Source organism: Kitasatospora sp. NPDC056138 (genome assembly GCF_042264695.1).
In the GTDB taxonomy this organism is placed as follows: domain Bacteria; phylum Actinomycetota; class Actinomycetes; order Streptomycetales; family Streptomycetaceae; genus Kitasatospora.
In genome coordinates, this window is the sequence record NZ_JBHJVK010000028.1 from 85,738 (window position 1) to 96,485 (window position 10,748).

General features: G+C 72.9%; 12 protein-coding genes. 9 read left to right on the forward strand and 3 right to left on the reverse strand.

The window, feature by feature from the left end; genetic code table 11:
• Positions 1 to 153: 153 nt before the first annotated feature.
• Positions 154 to 942, forward strand: a complete 789-nt coding sequence (locus tag ACFC1R_RS19120) for a CPBP family intramembrane glutamic endopeptidase (RefSeq protein WP_375939993.1) — start codon at positions 154 to 156, stop codon at positions 940 to 942.
• Positions 943 to 1,120: 178 nt separating this feature from the next.
• Positions 1,121 to 1,564: a hypothetical protein gene (locus tag ACFC1R_RS19125; protein WP_375939995.1), complete on the forward strand. Its 444-nt coding sequence runs from the start codon at positions 1,121 to 1,123 to the stop codon at positions 1,562 to 1,564.
• 40 nt (positions 1,565 to 1,604) lie between these two features.
• On the opposite strand, the gene ACFC1R_RS19130 is transcribed toward ACFC1R_RS19125, so the two are convergent.
• The gene (locus ACFC1R_RS19130; protein WP_375939996.1) at positions 1,605 to 2,420 is read right to left on the reverse strand and encodes an SAM-dependent methyltransferase; all 816 of its coding nucleotides are present in this window, start codon (positions 2,418 to 2,420) and stop codon (positions 1,605 to 1,607) included.
• Positions 2,421 to 2,744: 324 nt separating this feature from the next.
• Between ACFC1R_RS19130 and ACFC1R_RS19135 the strand changes: the two genes are divergently transcribed.
• From ACFC1R_RS19135 to bla, 4 genes are all read left to right on the forward strand, one after another.
• On the forward strand, positions 2,745 to 2,963 hold the full coding sequence (locus ACFC1R_RS19135; RefSeq protein WP_375939998.1) for a hypothetical protein: 219 nt from the start codon (positions 2,745 to 2,747) through the stop codon (positions 2,961 to 2,963).
• Positions 2,963 to 3,562: an RNA polymerase sigma factor gene (locus tag ACFC1R_RS19140; RefSeq protein WP_375940000.1), complete on the forward strand. Its 600-nt coding sequence runs from the start codon at positions 2,963 to 2,965 to the stop codon at positions 3,560 to 3,562. Before ACFC1R_RS19135 ends, ACFC1R_RS19140 begins: the two co-directional genes overlap by 1 nt.
• A 2-nt stretch (positions 3,563 to 3,564) precedes the next feature.
• A complete protein-coding gene (locus ACFC1R_RS19145) occupies positions 3,565 to 4,299 on the forward strand; it encodes a glycoprotein (protein ID WP_375940002.1) in 735 nt (244 codons plus the stop codon).
• A gap of 271 nt (positions 4,300 to 4,570) precedes the next feature.
• Positions 4,571 to 5,494 carry a class A beta-lactamase gene (gene bla, locus ACFC1R_RS19150; RefSeq protein ID WP_375940004.1) on the forward strand — a complete coding sequence of 308 codons (924 nt, stop codon included), beginning with the start codon at positions 4,571 to 4,573 and terminating at the stop codon, positions 5,492 to 5,494.
• Positions 5,495 to 5,605: 111 nt separating this feature from the next.
• On the opposite strand, the gene ACFC1R_RS19155 is transcribed toward bla, so the two are convergent.
• The gene (locus ACFC1R_RS19155; protein ID WP_375940006.1) at positions 5,606 to 6,538 is read right to left on the reverse strand and encodes a spherulation-specific family 4 protein; all 933 of its coding nucleotides are present in this window, start codon (positions 6,536 to 6,538) and stop codon (positions 5,606 to 5,608) included.
• Positions 6,539 to 7,027: 489 nt separating this feature from the next.
• Between ACFC1R_RS19155 and ACFC1R_RS19160 the strand changes: the two genes are divergently transcribed.
• The gene (locus ACFC1R_RS19160) at positions 7,028 to 7,246 is read left to right on the forward strand and encodes a hypothetical protein (RefSeq protein ID WP_375940008.1); all 219 of its coding nucleotides are present in this window, start codon (positions 7,028 to 7,030) and stop codon (positions 7,244 to 7,246) included.
• Between the two features lie 417 nt (positions 7,247 to 7,663).
• Here ACFC1R_RS19160 and ACFC1R_RS19165 read toward each other — a convergent pair whose 3' ends face one another.
• The gene (locus ACFC1R_RS19165; protein WP_375940010.1) at positions 7,664 to 8,404 is read right to left on the reverse strand and encodes a class I SAM-dependent DNA methyltransferase; all 741 of its coding nucleotides are present in this window, start codon (positions 8,402 to 8,404) and stop codon (positions 7,664 to 7,666) included.
• A gap of 517 nt (positions 8,405 to 8,921) precedes the next feature.
• Here ACFC1R_RS19165 and ACFC1R_RS19170 point away from each other — a divergent pair.
• Entirely contained in the window at positions 8,922 to 9,596 is a 675-nt protein-coding gene (locus ACFC1R_RS19170; RefSeq protein ID WP_375940012.1) for a formylglycine-generating enzyme family protein, read from the forward strand.
• 201 nt (positions 9,597 to 9,797) lie between these two features.
• Positions 9,798 to 10,421: a hypothetical protein gene (locus tag ACFC1R_RS19175; RefSeq protein WP_375940014.1), complete on the forward strand. Its 624-nt coding sequence runs from the start codon at positions 9,798 to 9,800 to the stop codon at positions 10,419 to 10,421.
• The last annotated feature ends 327 nt before the right edge of the window (positions 10,422 to 10,748 follow it).

The window sequence follows — 10,748 nt, forward strand, 5'->3', positions numbered from 1 at the left end:
ACTGCACGCTTCCTCCAGGAGCAGGCCACTCCCCCGGCCCCGGGGCGGGGGTGCGCAAAAGTACACCCCCCGCGTGTACTTGACCCCACTGTGCCGGGCGCGGATCGGGGCGATCGTCAGGGGTGTCCACCAGACATCCGACAAGGAGGGCACATGCCCGACACCCTGCAGGCTCCCCCGGGTCGTACCGACACCACCGGTCCGTTCCGGCGGACGGTCGCGGTGTTCACGATCGCCACCTGGCTCGGCGCCGGCGCACTGCTGGCACTTCAGCCGGTCGTCCGCCTCGATCCGGAGTTGCTGACGCTGCCCCAGTTCGGGCCGAGCATCGGAGTGCTGGCCGTGCTGGCACTCCGCAAGCGGCCGTGCCGGATCTCCGTCTCGTTGCGGCCGACCCGTGCCGTGCTCATCCGGTGCGCCGCGGGCGCCGGCCTGGTGGCCGCGGTGCTCGCGCTCTGTCTCGGTGCTCTCGTCGCAGCGGGCCGGCCGGTCCACCTGACCGGTCCCGGCTCGCTCGCCGGGCCCTTCTGGCTGCTCGCCGTCCTGCAGTGGGTTGGCGCGTGCGGCGAGGAACTGGGCTGGCGCGCCTTCCTGCAGAGGCACTTGGAGACCCGCTTCGCCACGCCGGTCTCCGCAGTGGCGGTCGGCGTTCTGTGGGGGACGTGGCACGTGCAGTACTACAGGTTCGGCCTCGCCTTCGTGGCCGCCTTCCTGGTGATGACCGTCGCGATCTCGCTCCTCATGAGTGTCCTCGTCAAGGGCGCCGGTGCCGGGGCGCTGCTGGTCGCCGGGACCTTCCACTGGCTGCTGAACCTGGGCATTCTCCTGCTGCTCGACTTCGAGCAGGGAGACCTCGTCACCATGGCGGCCCTCGCCGCCTGTTCGGCCGTCGTCGCGGCTTCGGTCCAGGGGTTCGCCCGCCGCCGGCGGAGCGTCCGGTGACGGACGCCGTCCGCCCCGGAGGCGGACCCGCCCCGGAGGATCTCGCCCCGGGGCCCACGTCCAGCCGCTGTCCAGCCGCCGTCTCCCGGCCCGGACCGACCGGGTGCAGGCCGGACGGCTGCACCTCCGTATCCTGGTGGCCGCTCAGGGGAGACCGGCTCCCTGCGAAGGGAGCCCCGTGCGCATCGTCCACTCGACCCACGGCGCGAGCGACGTCCCGGAGGAACTGTCGGAGCAGATCAGGCACCTCGTCCAGGAGTCCGACGACTGGGAGCGGGAGACCCTGGAACTCGACCACCGGATCGGCAAGTACTCCGTGTTCAACGTCGAGCTGCACGCCCTGGCGGAACCCGGAACCGGCCGGCCCCGGTGGGCGGTCACCCGATGGTCCCAGCCGGCCCCGCCGGCCTCGTTCTACGGCATCCGCCTCCGCCGGCAGAAGCCCGCCTCCCTGCTCGTCGAGGACACCGCGGACCGCGCCGAGGCGCACGCGCGTTACGAGGAGCACGTCCGCGCCCGCGCAGCCGAGCAGACGGCCGCCCACGGCGACGGCTTCGCCTTCCAGCACACCGACGTTCCCGGCCTCCCGGGCTATGTCGACCGGGGCGACGAGGACTTCTGAGTTCTCGTCGCCTGCCCCCGCGCGGCGCGGTGGAGCGGAGTCAGGGCTTTCGCGCGATGCCGGCGTAGCAGGACGCCTCGGTGCTGGTGAGGTTGCGCGTGTCGTCACCGGGGTCGGGCCGCCACAGGTGGGTGGGGACGACGCCGGGTTCGAGGAGTAGCCAGCCGTCGAAGAAACGGGTGATCTCGTCGCGGGTGCGGGCCTGCCCGGGGGTGCCGGCCGCCCGGTAGGCGTCCGTGAGGCGCCGGATCCCGTCGGGGTCGAAGTCGGGCGTGGCGTGGGTGATGGTGAGCGTGCTCCCGGGGGCCAGCGCGTTCTTGAGGTGCTCGACGATCTCGTGCGCGCCGAGTTCGTCCGGGACGAAGTGGAGCAGGGCGTTGAGGCTCAGGGCGACGGGTTCGTCCAGGTCGACGGTGTCCAGCAGACCGGGTGCGGCCAGCAGTTCGCCGGGGCTCGTGACGTCGGCCTGGACATAGGCGGTGCGGCCGGCGGGGTGGCTCTCCAGGAGCGCGCGGGCGTGGGTCAGGACGATGGGGTCGTTGTCGGTGTAGACCACATGGGCCTCGGGGCGCAGGCTCTGGGCAACCTCGTGCAGGTTGGGCTGGGTGGGGATGCCGGTGCCGATGTCGAGGAACTGGGTCATTCCCCCGCCGGCGAGCAGGCGGGTGGAGCGGTGCACGAACCGCCGGTTGATCCGCGCGGTCGCCAGGATCGAGGGGAACGCCTCCATCGCCCTGACCGCGGCCTCGCGGTCGGCCGGGAAGTTCGTCGTGCCGCCCAGGAAGTAGTCGTACATCCGGGCGGAGTGCGCGCGGTCCAGTTCGAGGTCCACCACGCCGTCCTCGTCTGCCACCATGCGCCCCCGCTGCCGTCCCGTCCGGTGGTCCGGGGATCCATCGGCCGCGCCGGGCCGTGCCCTCCCCCGTTCTCGGTGATGCCTGCCCGACGAATGGCGCGGGCAATCGCAGGGGCGCCGGGAGATGCGTCCCGCACTGCCGGCGGCAGCACCGGACTGGAGTGCGAACGGAAAGTAGTCACACTTACCCGGAGCGTCAGGAATTCTGTGCCGAGCCCTGCACAAACACCGCGTTAATCCGGTTGGCTGACCAGTAGGAGCACGTGTTCTCCACCGACGGCCGACCCGCCACGGGTCGGTGCGGTGCCCACGGACAGGACCTTCGTGACCATCGATCTGGAAACCCTGGCGGTCTGGGGAACCGCCGCCCGGATCCCCTCCTCCGACGCAGCCGCCCCCGGCCGACACCGGCCCACCGCCACGGAACGCACCGCCACGGCCCGCACCGGCACGTTGCGTACCGGCACGGCACGGCTGCGCCGTCGGCACGACCACCCGGGCCCCGCCGACCGGGCGGCGGCCGGCCCCGAACGGAGCGCCTGATGGGACCTCACCCCACCGACGCCCCCGGCGTCACCGGCACCCGGGCCCCCTGCCCGCAACAGCCCGCCCGGCGGCAGACCGTGACCTTCTCGGCGTTCCACGAGTACCACCACAGGCTCTGGCTCCGCTACGCCCACACCCAGGTCGGCAGCCGCTCGGCCGCCCAGGCCGTGGTGGACGAGCTCTCCGCCGACCTCCTGGAGAGCTGGGAGCACGTCCTGGAGCAGGAGTCCGTCCCCGGCTACGCCTGGGCCCTGCTCAGGGACCACGTCCACAGCTGGCTCGACCGGCACGGCCGGCCGCCCGCCCTGGTCGACACCGCGGCCTTCCGCGCCACGATCAGCAAACTGCTCGTCCACGAGATGCGCGACGAGTTCGCCGTCATCGAGAGCGAACTCGGCCTGTACGCGGCGATCGCCGTGCTGCCCGACCGGCAGTACGACGTCATCGTGCTCCGCTACGTCCTGGGGCTGACCTCCACGGAGACCGCCGACCGCCTGGGCATCGAGGAGGCCACCGTCCGCTCGCACGTCCGGCACGCCAAACGCGGCCTGGCCAGGAAGCTGCACCTGCCGGACCCGTCCGACCCGGAAGAGTGACCGTGCACCGCACCGATGAACGACCCACCATCGACACCGTCCTCGACGAGGCCGAGGTCCTCGCCGACGAGTACGACGACTACGACGCCGCGGCCGCCCGGTCCCGCGCCGAGCGGGCCGTGGGGGCGCGGCAGGCCGGGCCGGCCGCCCGGGAGGTGCCGCACCGCTGGCCGGCCCCCGTCGACCAGGCCGCCCACGACCTCGACCTCGCCGTCACCCTCATCGTCACCGCCCCGCAGGCCGCCGCCGGCCTGCGCCGCCTCGCCGACAGCGAGGACATCGAACCGGCCGGCGCCCTCGTGCTCGGCGCCCTGCTCCACCTGGCCGGCTACCGCGACGCCGCCGCCTTCTGGTGGCAGTTCGCGGCAGGCAGCGGCAGCAGGAACGCCGCCTTCTGCCTCTTCCTCGCCCACCGCGAACGCGCCGAACACCGCGACGCCGAACACTGGCGCGCCTACGGCCGGCGCCTCGCCGCCCACATCCGCGCACACACCGACGGCGGCCTGCGCGCCCTCCTCCCCGAGCAGGTCCAGCGTGACCTGATCAGACAGTGTCACAGCAGGCGCCGCCTGGTGCTGCCCCACGAACTGGAAGCCGCCATCAACCGCCTCCACCACCATCCCGACCCCGATTTCGGCGAGATCACCGCGGTCTGCCCCGACCTCTTCCTCGGCCTCGGGCCCGCCGACGCCCAGGCGGGTCCGCGAAGCCGACCAGGGCGGCGCTCCCCTCGATGACCCGTCCGGTCCTCACCCGGATCTCACGGCGACCGGCCACCGGTCACCGGCCACCGGCCACACCAAGGCGGGCAGCGGGCCGGTGGGGCGAACAGTCGCTCTTCCGGTCGCCGCGCCTGCTTGCCGCGCCCGGGCCGCATCCGGGCCGCATCCGGGCCGCATCCGGCCTCCCGCCCGTGCAATGACGGCCGCCAGTCCTTCGGCGGCGAACCGTTCAGGCTGTTGACGCGTCCTCTTCTCCGGAACTCCGGTCAACAGACAGAGGAGAAGCATGACCCTGGAAAACCTTGCAGCACGTCCGAGCCGGCGCACGGCACTCGCCCTCGGGGCCGGGACCGCGCTCGCCGCCGTGGTGTCCACCGGCGGAACGGCCCGGGCCGCCTCGCCGGACCGGGACGGCGTCTCCCGGGCACTGGGCGCCCTGGAGCGGGAGCACTCCGCGCGGCTCGGGGTGTTCGCGCGGAACACGGCCACCGGAAGGAGCGTGCTGTACCGCGCCGACGAGCTCTTCCCGTTCTGTTCGACGTTCAAGACGATCGCGGTGGCCGCCGTACTGAGGGACCTCGACCGGAACGGCGAGTTCCTCGCCAAGCGCATCCGCTACACCGCGAAGGACGTCACCGACTCGGGCTACGCCCCGGTCACCGGAACGCCCGAGCACCTCGCGCAGGGCATGACCGTCGCGGAACTGTGCGCCGCCGCCATCGACTACAGCGACAACACGGCGGCGAACCTCCTGCTCCGCGAGCTCGGCGGCCCCTCGGCCGTCACCCGCTTCTGCCGATCGATCGGGGACGGGACGACCCGGCTCGACCGGTGGGAGCCCGAGCTGAACTCCGCCGAACCCGGGCGCGTGACCGACACCACGAGCCCGTTGGCCATCGCCCGGACCTACGCCGAACTCACCCTCGGCACCGCGCTCGCGCCGCGCGACCGGCGGCAGCTGACCACCTGGATGCTGGCCAACACCACCAGCGGGGCGCGCTTCCGCGCCGGCCTGCCCAAGGACTGGACCCTCGCGGACAAGACGGGCACCGGCAGCTACGGCACCACCAACGACGTCGGCATCGCCTGGACCCCGGACGGGACACCGGTCGTGCTGGCCGTCCTGTCCACCAAGCAGGACGCCCACGCCCCTGCGGACGAACCCCTCGTCGCCAGGACCGCCGCACTGCTGGCCACCGCACTGGCCTGACCGGCGCCCGGCCCGGTGTGGCCCGGTCCCCGCAGTGGCGGTGGCCGGCCACCGGCGTGGCCTGCGGGACCGCGGGAACGCCGAGGTGCTACTGCGGGTGGGGTGAGCGTCTCAGCCGATCGTCGCGGCGTGCGCGGTCTCCGCCGAGAAGCCCCAACTGGGCGCCGTGTCCCAGGGGTTGGGAAGCGTGTCACCGGTCGCGTAGGCGTAACCCGCGCCCCTGGCGAAGGCGGTGTCCAGGGCGGTCTGCATGCGCGGCCCGTCGGGCACGCCGTGGACCAGGTGCCAGAACGAGGTGCCGTCCGGGTCGAAGGAGGCGCCCGAGTAGTAGCCCGCCGTCAAGTTGAAGACGTTGCCGCCGAGCCAGCCGCTGCCGGTGTAGTCCGCGTAGCTGCCCTCGTAGGTGACGAAGGTGTCGGCGGTGCGGTGACCGGATCCCAGGTAGCAGTCGGCGATGGCGGTACCGGGGTTGTCCACCACCAGGTCCTGCGCGGCCGGGTCGATCCCGTTCATGGTGGTCTGTACGTACTGGCGCAGCGCGTAGTAGTAGTCGCGGGTGCTGTTGCCCGCGCCGCAGTCCCGGCTGACGACGTCGAAGAAGATGCCGTCGACGTGCAGCTTGCCGTCGGCGGTCTTCAGGTAGTTGTCGATGGACGCCTTGACGTCGGCGAGCGGCCGGGTGCCGCTGTCTGTGTGGACGTAGCCGATCACCCGGGTGTGGCCGCCGGCGGCGGTGGTGCCGGCTCGCAGGGTGTCGGCCTGGGCCTGCCAGGCCGGCGTGAACGCGGTGTCGCCGTTCCCGGGGTTGAGGATCACGATCGAGGCGGCCGGAGTGGCCGACTGAAGGCCGGCGAGCATCGGGTCGCCGGGCCAGACGTACGCCGGGACGCCGATCTCCAGGCCTCGGACGGCAGTGGCGGCAGCGGCGGGAGTGGCAGCGATGGCGCTCGACGCGCCTGCGGTCACGGTGAGCGCGGAACTGAAGAGCAGGGCCAGCAGACCCTTGGTGTGCTTGCGCACGGCATCCCCCACAGAGTTGATCAACTGTGTGCTCATTGTGCCGCATCGCCGCACGGCCGGTAAGTGCGGCGGACGGCCGGTGGGTGCCGCGGACGGCAGGAGGAATCTCTCCGGCGGCCGACGGCACTGCTGCCCGTTCTGCGTCCCACCCTCACCCCGGCCGAAGCCCCGGCCGGCCCCCTCGGCCGGGTCGGCGACGCGCCCCCCCGGGGGGGGAATCACCCGTCGGCAGGGCGCCGTGCTCCCGGCCTCGGGGCCTACAACTGCGCCCGGGCGGGCGCGCCCGGGCGCCGCCCGGCAGGCGGAGAGCCCTGCCCGTCCACGGAACGGACCGGGTCCCGACCAGGCACGGTCGGGTCGGGACGGGCCGACGACCGGACGTCCATGGTTGCCGAGCCGCGCTTCTTCAACGACCGTCGAAGGGGACGGGAAGACCGTCGGCCCGGCAGATCGGCTGCGCTCCGCCGTCGAATGCCGCTCTCCGCCGGGTGTTCGAAGAGTGAGGAGACCCTCGTGCCCACCGACCAGGTGACGCAGTTCCTGGAGGCCCTGAGCCCGGAGAGCCGGGAGCAGGTCCGGCAGCAGCCGCGCGAACAGTTGGAGAAGCTGACCGCCGCATGGCGGACCGAACTCGTCGAGGACATCGACCTGGACTCGCTCGACGAGTTGTCGCCGCCGGCCGCCGCCGAGGAGGCGGCCGAACGCGTCGTCCGGGCCTTCCTCGCCGGATAGGTCCGGCCGGACGGGACCGGACGGGTGACTCCGGCCGGGGAGGGCCGGCCGGGTGGGCCTGGCCGGGAAGGGGCGGCCGGGTGGGCCTGGCCGGGAAGGGGCGGCCGGGTGGAGCCGGGACGCGTCGGACGGGTGTCCCCCTGTGGACCGTCCCGGCGGCCCGGCAGCCGATCGGCGGGCTGCCCCGGTTCGGGCGCGTCCTCGGTGCTGCATCCGGTGGCGTCGAGCCCCGTTCCGGCTCGGTGCGCGAGTCGCAGGACCGGGGTCGACCTGCACGCGGCGATCCGCCGTGACGCGCGCACCAGCCGGTCAACCGACCGATCAGCCGACCGATCAGGCGCAACCGCGATCGGGGTGGTCGGCCCGGTGCCGGATGGCGGCCCGTTCCCAGCCGAGCCGGGGACGGGCCGCTCGGGTTCAGGCGCGGCAGCGCAGCATCGTCAGCGGGGGGTTGGCGGCGTGGTCGGCCCAGAAGTCCTTGCCGTACTCGCGCACGCCGGCGGCGGAGACCTCCAGGGGAACCCAGGTGACCTCGCTGAATCCGGCTGCCCGAAGACACTTCTCGTACACCTCGCGGCTGGGCGGGTTCGCGACGAACGAGATCGGCGGGTCGAGGAGCGCGGTGATCCGCACGCGCGGCCCGATCTCGGTCTCCTCGCCGAGCGATTCGCACAGGAAGCCGTACTTGGCCAGGGACGGCCCGTCGAAACGGAAGTCCGGGTTCTGCACGAAGGCGAAGAACCCGGCCCCGTCCGCGATGCTGCGGTGGATGTTGCGGCACATCCGCTCGATGGTGGCGACGTCCTCGGCGTAGTTGAACAGCTGGACCGCGACCGCGATGTCGAAGCGCTGCTCGAAGGTGCGCAGCTCGGCGACGTCGCCGAGCTCGTAGTGCACGCCCAGTGGGTCGCCGTCCTCCAGCGCCCGGGCCGCGTCGACCATCGCGGAGGAGATGTCGACGCCGAGGACGTGGGATGCGCCGCGGCGCTTGAACTCCCGGCTGTAGAAGCCGGTTCCGGAGGCCAGGTCGAGGATCGACTTGCCGTTCACGTCGCCGACGAGGGCGAGGAAGCTCGGCACCTCCGCGTAGCGCGCGAGCGGGAGGGTCTTGAAGCCCTCGAACGCCTCACCGATCTCGTCGTACAGCTGACCGCTCATCGTGCTGTTCCCCCTCTGTCCTCGGCCTCGGCCTTCGGGACAGGCCGCAGCCCCTGGGAGAAGTCTCCCTCTCGTCGGCCGGGGCGTCGTACTGGCGGAAGCCACAAACATGCCGTGGCTGCGGCCGGTTCGGTCTTCGTGTTCGTATCGGATGACCGGTGCGATCGTCGGCCTGCTGCTGGATGCACCGCAGGCGTGAGCACCGGCCAAGGAGCACCCCCGGAGCCCGGCTGTCCCACCTGGAGCGCCCTCCGAAGCCGGCGAACCGACAAGCGGGGCGCCGTCCGGGAACGGCGAGCGCGGGCTCGACAGCGGGTGCGGGTGCGGCGACCCGGGCCACGCGGTTGTCGGCGACCTGTCGTGGAGTCATCGGCTGCTCCTCCGCCCGTCCGCCAGTTGCCGTGAGGACTCCCCCGACATAACGTCAACTAGCCTACGTGGCAGTGGCCTTCAGGAGCGGCTGGCGTCACGTCGCTCCTGGCGCGTCCGGACCGCGTCCCAGTATGATCTTCCACCCATGGACGCGAACGCAGGATACGAGATGACCGCCGTCCCGGCCGGGCGGGTGACGCTGTCGGATCGGCGGACACAGCGGCGCTGGTCGGCCGAGCTCGCGCCGTACCGACTGGCGGCCTTCCCGGTCACCCAGGCGCAGTACGCGCGGGTCACCGGTGAGCAGCCGAGCAGCGCCCGGGGCGACCGGCTGCCCGTCGAGGGCGTCTCCTGGTGGGACGCGGTCCGGTTCTGCAACTCCCTGTCCCGACAGGAGGGGTTGACGCCGGCCTATCGCCTCCGTGCCGACACCGAGGAGATCGAGTGGGACGCCTCCGCTGACGGGTACCGGCTGCCGACCGAGGCCGAGTGGGAGCACGCCTGCCGCGCCGGCACGGTCGACGCCAGGTACGGACCGCTCGACGAGATCGCCTGGCACCGCGGCAACTCGTGCGAGCGGATTCACGACGTGGGCGGTCGGCAGCCCAACCCGTGGGGCCTGCACGACATGCTGGGCAACGTCTGGGAGTGGTGCTGGGACATCTACGACGCCGAGGTCTACGGCACCTACCGGGTGCTGCGTGGCGGTGGATGGTTCGACGAGCACTGGAGCTGCCGGGCCTCGGTGCGCCGCCGTAGCCACCCCACCTTCCGGATCGACGACGTGGGGTTCCGCATCGCACGTTCCGTCCACCACTGACGCGCCTCGTGCGTGGTGCAACGGACTCCGCGGGAACCCCGACCGCCGGAGCCCCCGGAGAGGCGGGGCCGGTCGGACGACGGACCGGATCCCCCGCGCGGGGGACCAGGATCCGCCCGACAGCCGATGCTTGCGAACCGCAGCGGCTGCGAGCCTCGGAACACCGCGGCGAACAGCGCCCGTTGGACCGGAGGAACGCAGATGACCGGCACCCTGACCGTTCGCACCGCCCTGGCGAGACTGCACGGCCGGACGGCGGCGGGCGTGCCCCGCTGGGCCGTGTGGACCGCGTACGCCACCACGCTGACCGCACTGCCCTCCTGCGTCTGGCGGATCGCGGCCATGAACTTCGGCGCACCGCTGCTGGAGCACGACACGACACCCCGGAGCGGCCACGCTCCAGGGGTGTTCACCGCCGGATGGTGGTACGTCATCGCGCTCAGCGTGGTCAGCGAGACACTGGCGTACCTCTCGGTCGGGCTGGTCGCCCGGTGGGGTGAGGTGTGGCCACGCCGGATCCCCGGCCTGGGCGGCCGCCGGGTACCGGTCCTGGCCGCCGTCGTCCCCGCCGGTCTCGGTGCGACGGCCCTGCTGGTCTTCCCGTACTCACTGGTCATGTCCGCCCTCGGCCTGAAGATCACCGGGGAGCCCGACGGCCTGATCACGCACGGCTGGCAGACCGTCGCCTTCTGGGTCGCGTACGCGCCGCTGGCCGCCTGGGGGCCGCTGCTGGGCGTCCTGACCGTGCACTACTACCGGCGCCGGCGCGGCATCCGGTCCACCGCCGTCGTAGCGCGGGCGGCCGAGTCCGTCCCGGCGCCATGACGGGGTGGGCGACTACGGCCAGCCCCGGGGGTCGCCCCGGTCGAGGGTGTGGAAGCCGCCCGCGTGGGCGAGCACGGTGGCGGGTGCCGGCCCGTGCCGGCTCCTCGCGGGAGGTGGACGTCCCCCTCCGGCGCGGTGCCTCCCGGCGAGGCGTACGTCGCCGTCGTGTCCGGCGCCGTTCCGAAGAGGTCCGGCCGGGTGGAGACCCGCCCGGCCGACGCGGCCAACGGGAAACCCACAACACCAGTTCTGTTGGGGGTCGTTACCCGTGGGCCCCGCCGCCACCCCCCGCGGTGGGGGGCCCCGGGGGGGTGCGCCGCCACCGCC